Raw genomic sequence first — 18861 nt, forward strand, 5'->3', positions numbered from 1 at the left:
GGGTCCCGTGAGCGGCCTGCCGGGTGACTCCGGTCAGCAGGTTGTCCTGCTCGCCGTTGAGGGTCTGTACGGGGGCCTGGGGGTGCTTGTTGGTCGGGGGCGGGGTGCGGGGGTCGCGGGGAGGGAGGACATCGTTCGTCGGGGTGGCTCGGTCGGCGTCGATGGCCTTGGGGTCGGGCTTGGGGTGGGGCTCGGGCCTGTGGTGGTACGCGGCGGCCCGTACGCCGGGCGGGGTGGTGGGGTAGCCGTCGTGGAGCGGGGGCTCGGCGAGGCGGGGGCCGTGGGGGGCGTGGTGGATTTTGGTGCTCATCTGCTCGGCAGCGGCCTTGTTCGGCGCGCTCGACTCGCCGGGCGGAATGACGCCGTCCACCTCCGCTGGTTGTGCGGAGGCCGCAGTGCGCGCGCGGGTTGAGCCCAGCCAGTGGCTGGTCAGGACGGTCTTGGCGAACCGGCTCCTGCCTGGATGGCTCTCGCGCAGCTGCCGGATGAGTTCGTGGGTGACGATCTGGTGGGTGTGCTGCGCGGAGGGGGCGCTCGGTGGGGAGGAGCTCACCCGGTTACCGAGACGGTCGATGGCCGGCGTGGCGTCCTCGGCGGCCGTCGTCGTCTCCCTGTGGGAGGGGTGACGTCGGTCGCCGCGCATCCGCCCGGAGGCATGGCCGTACAGGCCGCCGGGGATGAGCAGCTGAACGGTGGTGGCATCGCCGAGCGGTGGGCACAGCGTGTCGGCGACGTGCTGGTCGGTGGGGCCGTTGGAGGTCATTGCCACCTTGGTGCTGTCTGCCCGGCAGGCGGGGGCGGCGTTCGCCGTGACGGGGATTGAGGTTGCGGGGGTCGAGACGAGCGGTTGCAGTATCGCTGTCGAGTTGTGCATGGGACTCCCTTCGAGGGACCCAAATTTGGGTAACCAAATTTGGGTATCGAACTATTGCTTATCCGTCCACATATCGTCAAACCGGTCTGCGGCCGATCAGACCGGCTCCTCACCGCGTTCCCATCGCCCGATCAGGTCACGGATCCATGCCGCCTCGCTCGCCGCCTGCGCAGCGCGCAGGGCGAACAACGCGGTCACGTTCCTGGGGCGCTTGTGCTCTTGGGCGGCGACCATAATCTGTGCCCGCTCTTCCTCCAATGCGAGTACCCGCTCCTTGAGCAGTGCGATCGCCTCCTCCTCGGGCAGCGCGGGCAGCAGGACGAGGGCTGCGTTGAGCAGTTCCGGGCGCCGATCGGGAACTTTCAGGGCGTTTGTGAGCAGCTCGAGGAACTGTGCCTCGCCTTTGGCATTGATGGCGTAGTCGACGCGGCCCGGCCATTCGTGCACCTCGCTGGTGTCCAGAAGACCTTCCTTGGCCAGCTGACGCAGTGCGTGGTAGATCGAGCCTGACCTGAGCCCTGCCCATTGCCCGGCCTCCCACGACTCCAGTTCGGAGCCCACCAGATAGCCGTGTGCCTGACCGTGCAGCCGTACCACGCCAAGGACCAGCAGTCGCGTCGCCGACATCGTCTCCTCATTCGCCGGGGTCCGGCACCCGTCAAAGCGCTGCTGGACAGGCTATCTGTCGTGCCCGTGGAGGTGAGGAGGCGACGGTTGCCACTGGTCCTCCTCCCGTCGGGAGGCTCGCAGAACCTGAGGTCATGATCCGTCGGCTTCGGCAGGGCCGATCCCGCCGCCGTCCGGTCGGGTGGTCTGGTGCGTTGGCTATCGCGCTCGTCGCAGCAGCAGGGCCCCGGCCGTCATCGACGTCGCTGCGGCTGCGGCGGCCGCAGCGGCGACGAGGGCCGTGGCCGGGAACCCGAAGGCGCTGGAGAGGGCGCCGAAGGCGAACGGTGCGATGGTGGCGCCTGCGTAGACGCCGATCTGCACGGTGTGCCCGGCGTCCTCGGTCCTGTCGGGCACCAGGCGCAGCGTGGTGGCGAGCAGGAGTCCGGTCCAGCCCCAGCCTGCGGAGAAGGTCAGGAACGCGCCGAGAACGAAGGTCGTTGACGTCCCGATCGCGATCAGTGCCAGCCCGAGCCCGCCGGTGAGCATCATTGTGACGATCACTGCGGAATTGCGGTGAGGAGCTCGGTCGGTGAGTGCGCCGGCGGTGATGCGTATGGCGATGGCGAACAGGGCGCTGAGTGACAGCAAGTTGCCCGTGAGGGTGGTACTCAATCCGGAGTGGGTGCCCAGTTCGACGAAGTAGGTGGCCACCGCGTTGTTGCCGGTCGCGGAGAGCGCCGCGGCCAGTGCCCAGAGGCCGAGGACTCGCCTGATCGTCCGTTGCTTGTCGCGGGTTCCGCCGGCATTCTTCGGCCTGACAGGCTGCGGGGCGCCGGATGTCCGGGCCAGTGGCGTGAGGGCGGCCGGAATGAGCGCGGCGGCCGCCGCGATGAGCAGGGCGGTTCGCCAGCCGTATGCCGGAAGGGCCAAGGCGACGAGCAGGCCGGGGACGAGGGCGCTCGCCCCCAGAGCCGCGCCGATCATGCCCGCGGCCAGGGAACGCCGGTGTTCCGGGACGCGGGCCGCGATCAGCCGGCCCGCCACCGGCTGGACGAGTGCGTTGCTCAGCCCGCCCGCCAACAGTGTCACCGTCAGCATTCCCGGCCCGGTCACCCGTGACGTCATCACCAAGACCGCCGATGCGACCAGCGCCGCGACGGTGAGGGTGGCGGGGACCGGCAGCCGTGCCGCCACGCGTTTGGCGATGGGCGAGCCGAAAGCGGTGGCGGCGTAGAACAGGCTCATCGCCAGTCCGACGGTGCTGCGGGAGATGTGCAGGTCCGCCCCCATCGTCGGGGCCAGCGCCCCGACGATGAAGCCGGGCATCCCTGCCGCGGTCGCGGTCAGCGCGGTCGCGATGATTGCCGGCCAGTGCCCTGTGGACGAGCGGGTGGGCAGGCGGAGGGGGAGTGTTGTGGTCATGATCTTTCCTGTGGGGGGTCAGGCGTCCAGGGGGCGCCAGGCCGGGCCGGCGCCGTCCCGGCGGACCTGCCCGAAGACCGCGTCGGCGAAGTGGACGCCGAAGCCGATCGTGTCCGGCTCTTCCAGTTCGGCCACGAGGTGACGGCGGTGCTCGGCGGAGCGGACCGGGTCATGGTCGTAGAGGCACGACCATTCGGGGTGGTCGGCCTGGATCGGGGAATGCAGGGCGTCGCCGAAGGCGATCAGCCGGGTGCCGCCCCCGGTGATGACGTACTGCGTGTGCCCGGCCGTGTGGCCGCCGGCGTACTGGACCCGCACGCCGGGAAAGATCTCCTGTCCGTCCGTCACCGTGCGGACGCGCGGTGTCAGCGCGGCGGCCTCCTCCTCGGTGACGCCCTGTGCGGGCAGGTCGCGGTGGGCCCATTCCGGTTCGGCCACCAGATATGCGGCCTGGGTGAACGCGGGCTGGTCACGTCCCGGGGAGGGATGCCAGGCCCAGCCGAGATGATCGATGTGCAGGTGGGTGAAGGCCACCGCCTCGATCTCTTCCGGCCTGCGGCCCAGCTCGGCCAGGCTGTCCAGGAGTGCGCCACCGCGAACGGCGCCGTTGGGACTGCCCGGCTCGGCCGGCAGTGACACCGGCCCCCACCCCGCGTCGATCAGCAGGGCGCGGTCGCCGTTCTCCACCAGGAGGCCCCCGATGCTCGCCACCAGATGGCCGGAGGCGTCCAGGTACTGGGGGTGGGCGGCCCAGAATTCCTTGGTGGTGTCCGGCAGCCAGCTGCGCGGCCTGCCCTGGATGGCTCCGTCCGGCACGAAGGACACCTTCATGTCGCCCAGCCATGTCGAGCGGATCCCTCCCGGCCGCCGCAGCCGCTCGTCCCGGTCAAGCGTGAAGCTGGTCATGGTCGTCTTCCATTCTCTGGCGGATCGGCGCCGCGTTCGTCGGCGGCGTCCAGGACACCATAAACATCAAGCTTGAAATACACAAGCTTGAAATATGCATGCTTGATGGATTTGCTAGGATGGACGCATGACCACGTCCCCGGCCCCGCGGGCCGTCGCCGAGCGGGAGCTGTGCGGCCTGGTGAACGGGCTGGCCCAGCAGATCGCCGATCACGTACGTGTACGCGCGGTGACCTTGGGGCTCACCTCGGCCCAGGCGACCGCCCTGCGGGAGCTGACCGGGCCGATGACCATGCGCGAGCTCGCCGAACGCATGAGCTGCGAGCCCTCCAACGCCACCTTCATCGTCGACAAGCTCGAAAAGCAGCACTTGATCGAACGCCGCACACACCCGACCGACCGCCGCGCCAAACAGCTCGTCCTCACCCCCGAGGGCAACGCCCTCCGAGAACGTCTCCTCGAACTCCTCACCCAGGACTCACCGCTGGCCGCCCTCACCCCCCAGCAGCAGCGCGCCCTTCAGGACCTGCTCGAACAGGCCCTCGTCCGCACATGAGCTGCCCTCTGCCCGCCCGGCACCGGGACGGTGTCGGGCGGGCTCGTAGACGCCGACGACCATGGCGCGATCGACCTTGCCGCCGATGAGACCGCGACAGCGCTCGGCCGGGGCCGGCATCACATGCCCGCCCCGTCACGCTGAAAGACCCCACAACCACCGGCCGGTCAGCGTCTCATACGGGGATTTCGAAACGTGTGCCGGCGCAGGGGTCCCCCCGTCAGCGAAGGACCGCGAAGCCGCAGTCGCAGGTCCGCAGGGCGTCGCTGAGCGATATCCAGACCAGCACGAACGGCTCGACACAGCGGGCGGCGGACAGGCCGCCGAGGTCAGGATCTGCGGGCTTGATCCGGTGTGGCGGACATCCGAGACCAGAGGTTCGTCCCCGGAAGGATGTCCATGATGGAAAGCATGGGGAAAAGGAAGCCGCGTCCTCGCCGCTCGATCACGCCGGAGTTCAAGGCCGAAGATCGTCGAACTGTGCTGGCGCGGTGACCGCTCGGTCGGTCACGTGGCCAAGGACTTCGACCTGACCGAGACCGCGGTGCGTCAACGGACCCGCCAGGCCGAGATCGACGGCGACGGCGACGGCCACATGCTCACCCAGCTGCATGGGTGCGTGCTCACCTGGGATTCCTCACCAGCCACCACGTCGGCGGTGCAGCGGCAACACCTCGATCGCTGCCTGGGCCAGGTGTGTCCCCACGCGTCAGTCCTCGGCGTGCTCGGGTGGCGATTCGTGCGTGTGGAAGGTGCGCCGATAGGCCATCGGCGAGACACCGATCGCCACGCGCAGGTGGTGGCGGAGCGAGGATGTCGTGCCGAAACCGGTCTGGTGGGCGATGAGGTCGACGGGCAGGTCGCTGGCTTCCAGCAGATGACGGGCCCGGTCCACGCGCTGCCGGATCAGCCACTGTCCCGGCGGCATGCCGACCTCCTCGCGGAAGCGGCGGATGAACGTGCGTACGCTCATCCGTGCATGCGCGGCCAACTCCGGCAGCGGCAGCGGCTCGTGCAGGCGTTCCAGGGCCCAGGCGCGGGTGTGCGCGGTACCGGCCGTCGACGGCGCCGGGACGGGCCGTTCGATGTATTGGGCCTGGCCGCCCTCGCGCCATGGCGGAACGACGCAGCCACGAGCCACCTGGTTCGTCACCTCGCTGCCGTGGTCGCGGCGGACGAGGTGCAGACACAAGTCCACCCCGGCGGCCGCGCCCGCCGAGGTCAGCACATCGCCATCGTCGACGAACAGCACATCCGGATCGACCCGGACAGCGGGGAAGAGCCGCTGGAAGTGGTCGGCATGGCCCCAGTGGGTGGTCGCCGGACGGCCGTCGAGCAGGCCCATCGCCGCCAGCACGTACGATCCGACGCAGATCGACACCATGCGCGTGCCCGGCCGCACAGTCGCTAGAGCGGCGCGGAGCGGGTTCGGCAGCTGCCCCAGCTCGTGGATCGTCCCGGAACCGTAGGCGGCGGGGATGATCAAAGTGTCCGCGGTGGCGAGGGCTTCGGCTCCATGCTCGACGGCGATGGTGAAGTCCGCCGCGCTCCGTACAGGGCGGCCATCGACGCTGCAGGTGATGACTTCGTACAGCGATTCGCCGTCCGGGCCCACGGCGGTGCCGAAGACGCGGGACGGAATACTCAGCTCGAAAGGGATCACGCCGTCGAGGGCGAGTACAACGACGCGATGCATGGCGTGATCCTTGCGCACAATGGCAATCATGCCACTTCTTCCGGCCTTGCCCATCGCGCAGGCTGGTCACCGGCGCCGCAGTCAGCGGCGCATTTATCCCGGCTTTGAAGGAGCGTTCTTCCCATGAGCGAGGACACGACGGCGGCAGCACGGATGCGCGCGATCATCCAGGAGTCCGCAGGCGGCCCCGAGGTGCTGACCCTGGCCGAGGTGGACCGTCCTGAGCCGATGCCGACGGAGGTCCTGGTCCGGGTGCACGCGGCCGGCGTCAATCCCACGGACTGGAAGTCACGGACGCACGGCATGCTGCTGAGCGATCCGCCTGCCATCCTCGGCTGGGACGTGTCCGGCGTGGTCGAGGCGGTAGGCCTCGGGGTCACCCGCTTCCGGCCGGGTGACGAGGTCTTCGGCATGCCGCGCTTCCCGCATAAGGCGGGCGGCTATGCCGAGTACGTGACCGCACCGTCGCGACACTTCACTCGTAAACCGGCCGGCCTCGACCACGTACATGCGGCGGCGCTGCCATTGGCGGCGCTCACTGCATGGCAGGTCCTGTGCGACACCGCGCACGTGCAGCCGGGCCAGCGCGTGCTGATCCATGCCGCGGCCGGCGGGGTCGGCCATCTGGCGGTGCAGCTGGCCAAGCATCTCGGTGCGTACGTGATCGGCACCGCTCGTGCGCCCAAGCACGCCTTCGTGCGTGAGCTGGGCGCCGACGTCGTGATCGACTACACCGAGAGGGACTTCGCCGAGACGGTCCGCGACGTCGACCTGGTCATCGACAGCATCGGTGGTGACTATGGGGCGCGTTCCCTACGGACGCTGCGAGACGGTGGCACCCTTGTCCAGCTCGCATCGGAGCCTGACGAGGACGTCCTTCGCCAGGCCGGGGAGCGCGGCATCTGGGCGGGCTCCGTCCTCGTCGAGCCGGACAATGCAGCGATGGCAGCGATCGCCGAGCTCGTCGAGGCGAGGCGGCTGCGCGTCGAGGTCGACGCCGTCCTGCCGTTCGAGCAGGCGGCTCAGGCGCACGAGCTCGGCGAGACCGGCCGTACCGCCGGAAAGATCGTGCTCACTGTCGCGCGCGCGTGTGGTCGCTGACCCTCAAGCACGGCCGCCGTAACCGGCAGAGGATTCGCCCATCAGGTGAGCCGGTACGTGGCGGCCAATGCTGTGACGCATGGTGAGCACGATCGAACCGGACGGATGGGCTGAGGCGGGCGAGTTGGAAGGCAGCCGCAGCTCGTCGGGATATCGGCTCACTGATCAGTGCACGGTTTCGAGCAGCGCGCGAAGGAAGACCATGCCAGCAAAGGTGGGGCTCCCTCGAAGAATGCCTGGTGCTTGCCGAAGTCGGTGTTGATGACACCCCGGTCACGCCGGCATCCAGCAGTTCGGCATGGTAGTCGCGAAACCCACATGCCTCCTCCGTGCAGCCTTGCGCACCCGGGATCGTCGCCCACCCCTGAGGCAGGTCCACACCTGGTCGACCTGTCAGTGGATAGAGGAACAGCACACTACGTTCCGCGCCCAAGGTCCCCAGGCGGACCGTCCTGCCGTCCGTGGCGCGCAAGGCCAGATGAGGGAGGCGAACGCCGGCGAGGTCGGCGGGATCGGTGGCCTCGACGTTGCGCCGATGACCGATATCCGGCCGCACCACCTGCTCGGCTGCCGCCTCGAGCAGGGCACGCAGCGCGTCACGCTGCCGTGCGAGCTGCTCGATGCGCTCCTCCAACTGGTCGATGGCGCGTCGGTACGTGGCCAGTGCCGCCGGACATACGTCTCCGGACTCGGCGCCGCTGATCAGACACTCCACGAACGGACGAGTCTCCTCCACCGTCAGGCCCAAGGCCGTGAGGGAGCGGATCTGCTCGACCAATCGCACCGCGATCGGGTCGTACTCGCGGTGCCCGTTCGGACGACGATGCGGGACGACCAACCCGGACATCTCGCAGTACCGCAAAGCACGCACCGTGACACCAGTACGCCGCGCCAACTCACCAACCTGCACGACCAAAACCTAAACCCGTACCTGGGGGTACAGGTCAACCCACCTGCCTCGGCAATGGCCAGCCGGGGACGCGGTAAACGTCGCCACCGGCGCTGACGGTCCCTTACCTCGCGTCTGATCCACATCTTCAGCTCCCCATCGCCGCCCGACGCCAGACAGCCGAAACGGCGAATCCCCCTCCCGAAGCCTCTGCACATTTAGTGCCTGGTCATATCCCGGTGGGTCGCCGTGATCGTGGCGTTTCGGCCTGCTCTCAGAGTGGCTCCATGTTGCTTGCGCGGGGGTGAGGCCCAAGGATGGTGGTCTATGAGTGACGATGACGACGACGCCGCCGAGCGGTTCAGCGTTTCGATCGGGGTGCATGGGGACTTCATCGTCGCGCGGTCGGCGAGCTCGACCACGCCTACGCCGGGCTACTCAACCAGCAGATCAAAGACGCCTGGGCGACTACGCAGCCGGCCGGACTGGTGGTGGCCCTTGGTGGGCTGACGTTCTGCGACTCGATGGGCGTCGGCGTGCTGGTGCTGCTGCTGCGCCAGAGCCGGGAACAGCAGAGCACCCTGGTCTTGTCTGCGCTTCCGGCCCATCTGGGGCGTATCTTGACCATCACCGGCTTACGCACCGCGTTCCAGGTGGAGGCGTCGGTGGAGGAGGCCATCCAGGTCGTGCTGAGGGCATCATCGCTCGGACAGCCGGCGGCGTCGGCGGAGTCTCCCGGCGAAGCCGAACCATCGTGAGATCACCGGGCATGACCTGGTCCCGGGCAAATGCCGATCAAGGTCGTCTGAAGTTGTTCTCGCCATAAGCTGTTCAGGTGTTGCAAGGCGTGAGCGTTCTTCGGGCGGAAGGCTCATGGACATCAGGGACCCGGCAGATCGTGTTCCCACCTGCACCTTTCTGACCAATTACGCGCGCGTGCTGGTGATCCTCGCCCGTGATCCGCGTGTGCGGAGCCGGGATGTCGCTGCGGCCATCGGCGTCACCGAACGGGCCGGACGGGCAGCGGCGTCGGCGCATGGCGGCCCCCAGCACTGGTGCTGGAAGGCGAGGGGTGCGCAGAACGGAGGGGCTGGGTGCGGTCAGCCCCCGTGATCAGACCGGTCCGGCCGGCCTCACGGCTGGTCGGTGGCCAGGGACTCGAACGTGGCGCGGACGCCTTCAAGCTGGGCCAGGATGATCCTGGCGAACTTGTCGTGGGAGCGTGCGCCACCGTGTGGCCCGACGGTCGCGGTGATCAGCCGGGTGATCCGGGTGAGTTCGGTGTGGAATTGGCGCCGCTCATAGCTGACACAGTCGGCGGGGTCGGCGCAAAACCCATACCCCTGCATCGAGGGCCAGATGAGCGGGGTTAGGTGCTCCAGGGCCGCCTTGTCCTTGACCCATTGCAGGCCCTTGCGGACGTAGTAGGCGCTCAGCCCTGTGGCGATTATCCGCACTCGCAAGAGGCGCACTGACGTCGACGACTGCGGCCTGGTGGGCCTGGCACATCCGCCCGCCGATGACGAGGTGGCCGCCGCAACGCGACCTCGTCCCCGGCATCCGGGCCAGGATGGGCATCGACACCGAGTCCGCTGAGTCATCCCTCGCGAGGGAGCCGGCTGTGCGAGCCGTGGCGGGTTGCCGCGTGGATCAAGATCGGCCGATTGGTCGGTCGCGTTCGGTCATTCGGTCGATGCCGCCCCGTTCGCGCGCCCCTAGCGTCATCTGCGTCCACGCCCCCAATCAAGGGAACACGATGATGCGAGTCACGTCCACGGCAACGATCACGCTGGGCTTGGCCGTCCTGCTCAACGGGATCGTACCTGCGGCAGCGGACTCAACGCCGAACTCGCCCGCCTACGAGCGCCAGCGGCTCACATGGACAACCTGCTCGGCCGCGCAGAAGGAACTACGCCAAGCCGGAGCGCAGTGTACGAAGGTGACAGTGCCGCTCGACTACGATGCTCCGAACGGCCGGACGATCCAGATCGCCGTCTCGCGGGTCTCGGCCAAGTCCCGCACCCACAAGCGCGGCATCCTGCTGTCCAATCCGGGAGGGCCGGGCGGGGCAGGGCTCGCCCACACGCTGGAGCTGCGTCCCGCGCTGAAGGACGTCGCGCAGCGCTATGACCTCATCGGCTTCGACCCGCGTTTCCTGGGTGAAAGCACGCCCATCACCTGCGCCCCGGCCACCTCGACCCGGGCGCCGGGGAAGACGACGTCCCCCCGCGCGGACTTCGAGGCGTCGGTACGCGACGCCCGCGACCTGGCCAGGCGCTGCGGGGAGCACAAGGACAACGCGGAGTTGCTGCCGCACGCCTCCTCCCGCAACGTAGCCAGGGACATGGACGTGATCCGTGCCGCGCTCGGCGAGCGCAAACTCTCCTATTACGGCGTCTCCTACGGGGCCGATCTGGGCGCCGTCTATACCCAGATGTTCCCCGACAGGGCCGATCGCATGGTCATCGACTCCTCCACCGACCCGGAGGCCAGCCAGTACGAGCTGTTCCAGCGGGCGGGCGAGCCACTGGAAGATGCGCTGGACGAGTGGGCAGGCTGGGTGGCCCGCCGCCACGATGAGTATCGGCTCGGCCGGTCAGGTAAGCGGGTGCGCGCGGCCGTACAGAAGATGCTCGACCGCGCGGAATGGCGGCCGATCTCCGCCGGCGACACGCGGCTGACCGCCCCCGTGATCCGGTTGCTGCTCAGGCAGTTCATCCAGCAGAAGGAGAACGACGCGGCGCTGGCCGGGCTCGTGCGCGACCTGGTCACGGCCGCCGCCGACAAGCCGGTCAAGCCCGGTCCAGTCCTCGCCGGCCTGCTTCAGCTGCTGAAGTCTCCCGACCTGGCCGACAGCATGGTAGGCGGGGCTCTGTTCATGTGCGGCGACGGCGGCTGGCCCGCCGGGGGCTGGCCGGACGACCCGGAGACGTACTGGCGCGAAACTGTACGCAGCCGGGCCACCCAGCCCGTGTTCGGCCCATTCGTCAACGGCATGATCGCCCCGTGCGCTTTCTGGCAGGCGGAGCGCCGCGAGCCCGGCACCACGGTGGGCAATGCCGTACCCGTTCTGATGCTGCAGGCCCGCCGCGACAACAACGTCCCCTACGCGGGCGCTCTGGCGCTGCACCGCAAACTCACCGGCTCGCGACTGGTGACCGCGAACATCCGCGCCCATGGCGTGTACGGCCGCGGGGTGAGCGGACATCGCCCGGTCCGCTGCGCCGACCGGGCCGTCAACGACTACCTGCGCAGTGGGAATCTGCCCGGGCAGGACGTTACCTGCCCCAGCTGAAACGATCTCCACTGTAGAGCGCGTGGCGTTTGAGCGTACCGGAGACAGGGCGGCAGAACCAGGCCGTCTGGTTGTCGTTGGCTGAGCTGGGATATGGCAGGGCGCAGCCGGTGATGCCGCGGGCGAGGGCAGCGGCTTGACTCCCTTTCAGCAGTGTCAGCCGTTGATGTGCAAAAGCCGGGCGCCGAGGGCGGTCAGGTGATGATGGACGGCCTGGCGGCCGGCCCCGGCCGCCAGCTCTTACCCACCGGGCAGTTCCCGTGGTCCGGTCACAGCAATAGCAGAACGGAGGACCCGCGCCCCACCGCCTACGCGCGGCGGTCGACGACGACGAAAGCCCACCGCCGCAAGCCGGAAGGAGCCGTAGCCCGGTGCCGGGTGAAGTGAGGTTAACTGAGGAGTGAATCATGCGGCCGACGTGTCGAACGTCCATCGCGGGTCTGGCCATGGTGGCGGCGATCGCTGGTCAGCGTGCAGGAGCTGCGGCAGGCGCGGCGGTGGCTGCGTGAGGTCGACGCTGCACGCGATGGGGGTGTCCCCGCAGCGCTGGATCAGGCGTACGAAGCGCTGGCGCGTGCGCGGGTCGCCCTGGCTGAGGGTGACGCGGCTGTGGCGCAGCGGCTGGCCGGGCAGGTCGCCGGAAGCTGTCCGGAGGCCCGCATGCTCGGCGTGGGCGCGCAGTTGGTGATCGGTCAGGCGCTGCGTCTGCAGAAGCGGCCGCGGGAGGCGGCCCGCTCCTTGCAGGCGGCGGCTGAGCACCTGACCGAGATGGGTGCTCCATCCCGGGCGGCGCAGGCGTTCGCCGCCGCCGCCCTGGAGTGGGAGCGGTGCGGCGACCAGACGGCTGCCGCCGCCGCTGATCAGCGGGCGCTGGAGGTCATCGGCGCGGACTGAGCTGCAGTGCCCTGCTTGCTCTGATCGCGTGGTGCTCGCCCGGTCACCAGCGCGACGCCCTCCGGGCGTCACGAGGCCGCCGACCAACAGCGTCAGACTCAATTCGTCGGGCGACAGCCGTTCTCGGCGTCCCCGCGACCGCGGAACTGCCGGCCGCCGTTGCCGCAGGCGCAGGCCGCGATCAGGGCACCCGGTTGCTGGAGGACGCCGTCCTCGTCGTGAGCGCCGAGAACGAGTATGGATACCGCCAGGTCCTGGCCCAGCGGGGCGTCTACGATGCGCTGCCCGGCCCGTTCCGGCAGGAGCTGCGCGTGCCCGCGGTCCGGCGCTGGCCGGCATGCACCCGCCCTCGCTGGTGCGGCGGGCCGCGCACGCCAAGCATGTCGGATTATGGGCCGACTGGCTGCGCTACAGCGAGCTCCCCGACGCCGACGTCGGGGAGTCCCCGACCGCCGTCGGCCTGCTGTGCGCCACCGTAGCCGACCCGTCCGTCCCTGCGCCGGATGTGTACAAGCTGGCGATCAAACTGTGTCAGTACGCTCTCCCCGGTCTGCACCATGACGAGGTGATCGCGCAGATTGAGCGGCTGCTCTGCGGCCCTCGGTTGTCCGGCGCGGCGCGTGGCGAGGTCCAGCTCTGGCTCGGCCTGCTGCTGGTTCGGCTTGCTGCTGGTTCGGCCTGGTGCTGGTTTGTAAGACCGGGGAGAGGGACCGTGGGCGTGCCTACATCGAGCTGGCCATCGGCTCGCTGCACGAGTGTCGCGAACGAATGTTGCGCGAGATGGCGGTCCCTGCCTTGCCCTACTGGGGCAGCACCGCGATCGCCGGCACCCGCGCCTGGCTCGGCCGGGTCGGAAACGCGCTCGGCACGCTTGCGCCCGGGCCCGTGCCCACGGTGCTGGCCAGCACCGTGGGCGCCCGGCTCGCGCCGGCGATCCCGGCGTCCGGCAGCGCGTCGCCCTGCTGGCACCACCGCGGGAGCCGGGGGCGTGGAACAGATGCGGGAACTGGCACGGGGACACTGCAATCTTGCCGAGGCCTGCTCGTGGATCGGCGACGACGTCGATGCGCGAGAGCGCCTGCACACCGGGCTGAGCCTCGCCACGCAGACGGGGGCCGCGTAGGTGATCGGCGCCGTCCAATCCAGCCGTATCCGGCTGGATTGGCTCGCCGGTGCGTGGGAGGGGCTACGCGAACGAGCCGACCGGATGGCCCAGACCGACGCCAATCTGCTCCCGGTCACCAGCGAGCTGCAGCTCGTCCTGGACTGGCTGGCAAGGACACGCGGCGACTGGGACCGCGCCGAGTCCTGCTGCCAGGCGACCCGCATGTCCCAGCCCAATTCCGCCATCATCGCCGTTGCGAACGCCGCCGGCGCAGGCATGGTCACCATGCTGCTGAACCGGGGCGATGTTGGCGCCGTCTGCGCGTACGCCGATCGGGGGATCGCCCTGCTCCCTCGCATGGGCTTGTGGGTGTGGGCGGGTGGGCTGGCGCCGCAGGCCGTCGAGGCATACCTGGCGGCCGGTCGGGCCGGTGAGGCGCGCAGGCTGGTTGAGGACATGCGTGCCGGGCTCGCCGCCCATACGCCCGGCCCCGGGCATCTGGTGGTGTGCCGCGCCCGGCTCGCTGTGGCGATTCGCCGTTATGAATGTCTTGGCCTGCCCTACCAGACGGTTCGGCTCACCGAGGAGGCCGCTCCCCTCTCTCCGGGCGATACCGGAGTGCTGGCCGAGCTGGCGTGTGCGTACGAGAAGGCTATGGTCACGAGGTCTCGTCACGCGGACGGGATGTCGCCGAGTTGCTGGCCGGCGGCCGCACCAACCGCGAGGTCGCGCAGGCGCTGTTCCTGTCGTGTCGGACCGTCCAGGAGCACGTCTCTAAGATCCTTCGCAAGCTCAAGGTAGTCGCGCGGAGGGAGGCGGACCTCTGATCGGCGGGTATGGGGCCGCCGCGGTCGAGCGAGGCGAGCTGCGGATCCTCGGGCGTCGCGGTCTGGTTGTTCGCCGACGGGGCTGCGGGTCCTCGTGGTGGGCGCGTGCGGCGGCGCGGATGCTGGCCGGCCGAAACGCCGGTCGCTCGCGCTGTTCGGAGGAGTCGGCCGAAAGTGAGCCGTTTCAGCTCGGCCCATGCTGCTCGGACGTGGGGGCACAATGCACGCCTGGCCTCGGTGAGGTCGACGTCCATCACGCGCTGGTAGGTCTGGGACGGAGTCCGCTTCGCTCTGTGGATGGTGCAGGTCCGGACTACCCGTTCGTGATCGTTGACGTCGATCCGAGCCATCAGCAGTCCGAGATGCTCGACATCGACTTGCCTGAGCCGACCCGTTACAAGCAGCCTTCCACGCAAGAACTTGTCGACGGGCCTGTCTACATCGCCACCCGCCTGGGTGCCCGCCGGCAGTCGTTCAGATCCGCTCGCCATCTGCTCAACCGCGTGAGCCGGTCCTCGCTAGTGACGCCGAACGCGGGTGTGGCGATGAGTGGCTGGCCGCGAGCAAGTACCGGCTGCTGATCGGCCGCTCAGGAGCGGGCAAGTCCAATCTTCTGCGGTTCACGGCAACAGACCTGCTCTCCTCAGCCGCAATCGGTCGCGCTGCAGCGTCGACATGGCGCCGACCTGCCGATCTGGCTGCCGTTAGGGTTCTGGACATCTCGAAGCTTCGACGGGAAACTCGCTGGTCTCGGCGGCCGAGGCCTGGCTGAAGTCGCAGAGCGCCACCCATCTGTGGCCGTTGGTCCAGCGCGCGCTGCAGGACGACCGCGGGCCGCTCTGCCGGGGGTGCCCGGGTCCCCAGAGATCTACGTGACCGTACCAACCGCCTTCCTCAGGGGCGGTTGCGGGCCAGCGGGTGGCGCTGCCGAACACCTCGATGCAGGTATCCCAGTCACGTCGCATGCCCCGCATCGCCTGGTGGAGCGACCCGCGCCTGTCCTCAGGCGCGGTATCAGAGGCAGGGTACGAGTGGAGGCCGCCTGGCCGGCGCAGCCTTGGATGAAAAGGGCTCATTCTTAGCGTACGAAGCGCAGGTATGATCAAGCAGAGTAGTATAGAAGACTTCATCGACCGCCGTCTTTTTGTCAGGGGTATTATAATAAATCGCCTTTTTATAGTAGTTCCCAGTGACTCCGTATCCGAAGTCATGCATTTCGCAGGCGGCGGTGAAGTCGTACCCACCCGGATAGCTACCGGTCGGCGATGAACATTGATCATGATCGATACCGATGACATAGAACCCGGTAGGCGTGGGCCTGGACGTCGAATAGTGCCATCCGTAGTGGGCGACGTACTCGACCTCGCATTCCCAATGCGTGAACCGGGCACGGCCGGATCGTAAATGCCGGCCAGGCGGCCCGGCGAGCATCTCCAGTACCAGGCCATGTGCGGTCAGGTGGTCGGCCAGGGTGGTGAGTTCGGCGGCGTCGCGGCCTAGTCGCTTCATCTCATAGACGGTGAGGATGACTCGGCAGTGCGGGGCGTGCGCCTTGATCTGCCGGGCCAGCGCGAGCGCGGCCTCGAACTGGGGCCGCACCTTGACCCGGGGCGAGATCTTCTCGGCGAAGATCTTCTCCCGGCTGATCCCGTGTGCGGCCAGCGCGTCCAGCTGCGACTGCAGCTCCTGGGGTGAGCGCGGAGCAGCGGGCGTAGCCGATCCGGATGTCGGCTGAGGATCGGTCGGCGGCGGGCGGCGGCGTACCGGGCCGCCACGGCTGGCCCGGGTTGCGGTCGGCTGGGGTCAGAACCCGCAGCAGCTTTGCCAGCCGGGCGACCTTCGTGAATCGGCCGGTGTGGTAGGTGCCGGTCACAGCACCCGCACGCGATCGGCACGGCGAACCGGCCGCGACCGCACATCGCGGGCACGGGTGACGTTCGACCTCACCAGCGTCACGGGTGGCTTCCTCGTCGATAGCGGACGGAAAGACTGTTTCGGTGTGTTCGCACGGTGCCCGGACGTCGGCCATGCCCCGGATATTCTCACAAACAATTCCCAGAATCCGAGGATTGGCCAGCTTGCATGAGAACGAGTTCTGAGAAGGAAACCGCTCCCGAGGTCGATCGAAACCGACCTCGAGCGCCGACTGGCGATCTTCTCTGGCAATAGACCGTTTGTGAGAACCATGACGGCGCCGGACACCATGGCTGTGTCCGATTCGTGGACACCCTGATCACGGTGGACGGGCGCCGAGTAGATTCTCCTCCTACATACCGGAGAGCCCCGTTGGAGCTGCGGGCGGGTGTGAACGTTTCCAGGGGGATGGATGGTCAGTTCGTTTGGCCTGCTCTTGCGGCGGCTGCGGCAGAGAGCGACGTTGACGCTGGAGGAGCTTGCCGATGTCTCAGGCGTGAGCGCGCGGGCCATCAGCGATATGGAACGCGGCAACAGTCGAGGCCCGCAGCAGCGCACCGTGGATGCGCTGGCCAAGGCCTTGCAACTTGACGATGAACAACGATCAGCGCTGACCGAGGCGGCCAGGGCGGGCCGGTATCGGCCGACGAGTCCGCCGCCGGGTGCGTGTGAGCTGCCTCGCGGCGTGGATGACTTCACCGGTCGCTGGCCGGAGTTGGATGTGCTGCGCCGGCTCGCCGGGCAGGCCGGGACCGGTCACGCCGCGCTGGTGGCCGCCATCTCCGGAAGCGCGGGGGTCGGCAAGACGGCTCTGGCCGTGCATGCCGCCGGGCAGCTGACAGAGGTGTTTCCCGGTGGCCGCTACTACGTGGACCTGCGGGGTATGGACGCCGTCCCACTGAACCCGGGCGCGGCGCTGTCACGGCTGCTCAAGGCCTTGAGCGTGCCCGAGCAGCGCATAGCGGGCGATGAGGAGGAGCGCGCGGGACACTACCGCGCCCTGCTACGGGAGCGGCGCTGTCTGATCGTCTTGGACAACGCCGCCCATGAAGCGCAGGTGCGCCCCCTGCTGCCCTCGGGCGGCCCCAGCCTGACGATCGTCACGAGTCGCAAGGTGCTGGCCGGGCTGGAGGGCGTTCACCAGGTGCCGCTGGCAAACCTGGACGCCGCGGACTCCGCCCGGCTGCTGGGCGCGATCGTCGGCGCGCAGCGGGCGGCGGCCGATTCAGACAGCGTCGCCCAGGTGGCGAGGCTGTGCGGGAACCTCCCCCTGGCGCTGCGGATCGCCGGCAACCGGCTGCTGACCCGGCCTGGCTGGACGATTGAGCACCTAGCCGCCCGATTGAGCGATGAGGAACGGCGGGTGGAGTCACTGTCGGCAGGGGATCTGTCGGTGGCCGCCGCCTTCGCGCTGTCGTATCGGCAGCTGTCGCTCCCGGCTCGGGTAGGTTTCCGGCGGTTGACGCTGGTCACGGCGCCGGACTTCGGGGTGCCGTTGACCGCAGTCCTCGCCGAGACCGGCCTGGACCAGGCCGAGGACGCTCTGGAGGAGCTGGTCGATCTCGGCCTGCTGCAATCTGCCTACGCGGGTCGCTATCACTTCCACGACCTGGTCCGGCTGTTCTCCCGGGCGCGCCTGGCCGAAGAGGAGCCCATCACGCTCCAGCGGCAGGCCCGCCAGCGGATGGACGACTGGCTGCTGGAGACGGCCACGGTGGCGGGGCGCTGGTTCGAGCCCGACCACGGCGCGCCTCCGGCACAGTGGCAATCTCTGGTCCCACTCGGCAGTCAGCAGGAGGCAAGCGACTGGCTGCAGGCGGAGGCGACGGCTTGGCTGGAAGCGTTACGTTCAGCGGCCCGTCAAGGCGAGCATGCGACGGTGGTCGAGGTAGCCGAGTCGATGTACTGGTTCTCCGACCGGTGGATGCACGCGCCGCACTGGCACGAGGTCTTCGCCCTCGGTGCCGAGGCCGCCGCTGCCCTGGGTGATCCAGCACGCCAGGCCCGGCAGCTGAACCAGGTCGCCTGGGCCCATCTGGTGCCGGGAGACGATCCGGAGACCGCGCTGCGCTACACCGCCCAGGTAGTGGAGCTCGCTACCCGAAGTGCGGCCACGGCGCAGCTCGCCTCGGCCCACCACGCCGCAGGAGGCGCGCTTCGCAGGCTCGGACGTCTTGATGAGGCCATCGCGGCGGAAACCCGGGCGGCGGAGATCTTCAAGGCAGGCGGCAACATCGATGCCTACAGCCAGTGTCTCGGCGCCCTGGGCACCTGCCTGCGCGACGCCGGGCAGTACCCCGAGGCGCTGGAGCAGTACCTCGGTTTGTGGGCGCTGCTGGACGACGACCAGTCGGGGATGACGCCGAGTGCCGCGGCCTTCACCCGGCCGATCGCGCTGGCCCGCATCGGGGAATGTCTGGGCTTGCTCGGCCACCGTTCCGAGGCGATCAGCAAGCTTACCGAGGCGATCAGCCTCATGGAGCAAGCTCGATTGCCGGCCCCGCAGGCCCGCTCCCTGGAGACACTGGCGGCCTTTCTGGCCGAGGAGGGCCGTAGCGGCGAGAGCCGCCAGGCTTATGCGCGGGCGGCCGAGGTGTACCAGGCGATCGGGCACGCCGAGGCGAGCGCCCGCTGCCACGACCTGGCGACCATGTCCCCTGATGGGCAGTAGTAGCGCGAGCGTGCCGTCCGGTATTTGGGCCGCCGGGTGCATCCGGGCGGCGTCGGCTGCGAGGACGTCTCACGGCGTCGGCCGGGCCGGTCGCCCGAGCCA

General features: G+C 69.0%; 17 protein-coding genes and 2 pseudogenes. 8 read left to right on the top strand and 11 right to left on the bottom strand.

Annotated elements, in window-relative coordinates; translation table 11 throughout:
• The 4 genes from KME80_RS21800 to KME80_RS21815 all read right to left on the bottom strand — a co-directional run.
• The coding region (locus tag KME80_RS21800; RefSeq protein ID WP_219507837.1) for an alpha/beta hydrolase at positions 1-763 on the bottom strand (763 nt) is incomplete at its 3' end.
• 207 nt (positions 764-970) lie between these two features.
• Positions 971-1501 carry a PadR family transcriptional regulator gene (locus KME80_RS21805; protein WP_219507839.1) on the bottom strand — a complete coding sequence of 177 codons (531 nt, stop codon included), beginning with the start codon at positions 1499-1501 and terminating at the stop codon, positions 971-973.
• 198 nt (positions 1502-1699) lie between these two features.
• Positions 1700-2905 (bottom strand): MFS transporter, encoded by a 1206-nt coding sequence (locus KME80_RS21810; protein WP_219507841.1) that lies wholly within the window; start codon positions 2903-2905, stop codon positions 1700-1702.
• A gap of 18 nt (positions 2906-2923) precedes the next feature.
• The gene (locus KME80_RS21815) at positions 2924-3811 is read right to left on the bottom strand and encodes an MBL fold metallo-hydrolase (RefSeq protein ID WP_219507843.1); all 888 of its coding nucleotides are present in this window, start codon (positions 3809-3811) and stop codon (positions 2924-2926) included.
• Positions 3812-3938: 127 nt separating this feature from the next.
• Here KME80_RS21815 and KME80_RS21820 point away from each other — a divergent pair, with 127 nt between their 5' ends.
• Complete coding sequence (locus KME80_RS21820) at positions 3939-4367, top strand: MarR family winged helix-turn-helix transcriptional regulator (RefSeq protein WP_219507845.1); 429 nt, start codon at positions 3939-3941, stop codon at positions 4365-4367.
• A 457-nt stretch (positions 4368-4824) separates the two neighbouring features.
• Here KME80_RS21820 and KME80_RS21825 read toward each other — a convergent pair whose 3' ends face one another.
• A complete protein-coding gene (locus KME80_RS21825) occupies positions 4825-4980 on the bottom strand; it encodes a hypothetical protein (RefSeq protein WP_219507847.1) in 156 nt (51 codons plus the stop codon).
• 96 nt (positions 4981-5076) lie between these two features.
• Positions 5077-6063 carry a GlxA family transcriptional regulator gene (locus KME80_RS21830; protein WP_219507952.1) on the bottom strand — a complete coding sequence of 329 codons (987 nt, stop codon included), beginning with the start codon at positions 6061-6063 and terminating at the stop codon, positions 5077-5079.
• A gap of 123 nt (positions 6064-6186) precedes the next feature.
• On the opposite strand from KME80_RS21830, the gene KME80_RS21835 reads away from it, so the two are divergent.
• A complete protein-coding gene (locus tag KME80_RS21835) occupies positions 6187-7164 on the top strand; it encodes an NADP-dependent oxidoreductase (RefSeq protein ID WP_219507849.1) in 978 nt (325 codons plus the stop codon).
• On the opposite strand, the gene KME80_RS21840 is transcribed toward KME80_RS21835, so the two are convergent.
• The gene (locus KME80_RS21840) at positions 7136-8074 is read right to left on the bottom strand and encodes a MerR family transcriptional regulator (protein WP_219507850.1); all 939 of its coding nucleotides are present in this window, start codon (positions 8072-8074) and stop codon (positions 7136-7138) included. The two genes, KME80_RS21835 and KME80_RS21840, sit on opposite strands and share 29 nt — an antisense overlap.
• A 389-nt stretch (positions 8075-8463) precedes the next feature.
• Between KME80_RS21840 and KME80_RS21845 the strand changes: the two are divergent.
• Positions 8464-8811, top strand: a pseudogene (locus KME80_RS21845) (STAS domain-containing protein); the annotation flags it as partial.
• Positions 8812-9186: 375 nt separating this feature from the next.
• Here the strand turns inward: KME80_RS21845 and KME80_RS21850 are convergent.
• The gene (locus KME80_RS21850; protein ID WP_219507852.1) at positions 9187-9516 is read right to left on the bottom strand and encodes a hypothetical protein; all 330 of its coding nucleotides are present in this window, start codon (positions 9514-9516) and stop codon (positions 9187-9189) included.
• Between the two features lie 476 nt (positions 9517-9992).
• Here KME80_RS21850 and KME80_RS21855 point away from each other — a divergent pair, with 476 nt between their 5' ends.
• The gene (locus tag KME80_RS21855) at positions 9993-11348 is read left to right on the top strand and encodes an alpha/beta hydrolase (RefSeq protein ID WP_219507854.1); all 1356 of its coding nucleotides are present in this window, start codon (positions 9993-9995) and stop codon (positions 11346-11348) included.
• 471 nt (positions 11349-11819) lie between these two features.
• Entirely contained in the window at positions 11820-12242 is a 423-nt protein-coding gene (locus KME80_RS21860) for a hypothetical protein (RefSeq protein WP_219507856.1), read from the top strand.
• Positions 12243-13042: 800 nt separating this feature from the next.
• Here the strand turns inward: KME80_RS21860 and KME80_RS21865 are convergent.
• On the bottom strand, positions 13043-13255 hold the full coding sequence (locus KME80_RS21865; RefSeq protein ID WP_219507858.1) for a hypothetical protein: 213 nt from the start codon (positions 13253-13255) through the stop codon (positions 13043-13045).
• A gap of 637 nt (positions 13256-13892) precedes the next feature.
• Here KME80_RS21865 and KME80_RS53230 point away from each other — a divergent pair.
• A complete protein-coding gene (locus tag KME80_RS53230) occupies positions 13893-14174 on the top strand; it encodes a LuxR C-terminal-related transcriptional regulator (protein ID WP_372455374.1) in 282 nt (93 codons plus the stop codon).
• A 323-nt stretch (positions 14175-14497) separates the two neighbouring features.
• A complete protein-coding gene (locus KME80_RS21875) occupies positions 14498-14755 on the top strand; it encodes a hypothetical protein (protein WP_219507861.1) in 258 nt (85 codons plus the stop codon).
• Between the two features lie 433 nt (positions 14756-15188).
• Here KME80_RS21875 and KME80_RS21880 read toward each other — a convergent pair whose 3' ends face one another.
• Together KME80_RS21880 and KME80_RS53575 are read right to left on the bottom strand one after the other, a co-directional pair.
• Positions 15189-15857 carry a phospholipase A2 gene (locus KME80_RS21880; RefSeq protein WP_308125879.1) on the bottom strand — a complete coding sequence of 223 codons (669 nt, stop codon included), beginning with the start codon at positions 15855-15857 and terminating at the stop codon, positions 15189-15191.
• Between the two features lie 136 nt (positions 15858-15993).
• Positions 15994-16203: pseudogene (locus KME80_RS53575) on the bottom strand (zinc finger domain-containing protein); the annotation flags it as partial.
• Between the two features lie 297 nt (positions 16204-16500).
• On the opposite strand from KME80_RS53575, the gene KME80_RS21885 reads away from it, so the two are divergent.
• Positions 16501-18759: an ATP-binding protein gene (locus tag KME80_RS21885; protein ID WP_281427105.1), complete on the top strand. Its 2259-nt coding sequence runs from the start codon at positions 16501-16503 to the stop codon at positions 18757-18759.
• Positions 18760-18861 lie beyond the last annotated feature (102 nt).

This window comes from Nonomuraea ceibae (assembly GCF_019396325.1).
Classification (GTDB): domain Bacteria; phylum Actinomycetota; class Actinomycetes; order Streptosporangiales; family Streptosporangiaceae; genus Nonomuraea; species Nonomuraea ceibae.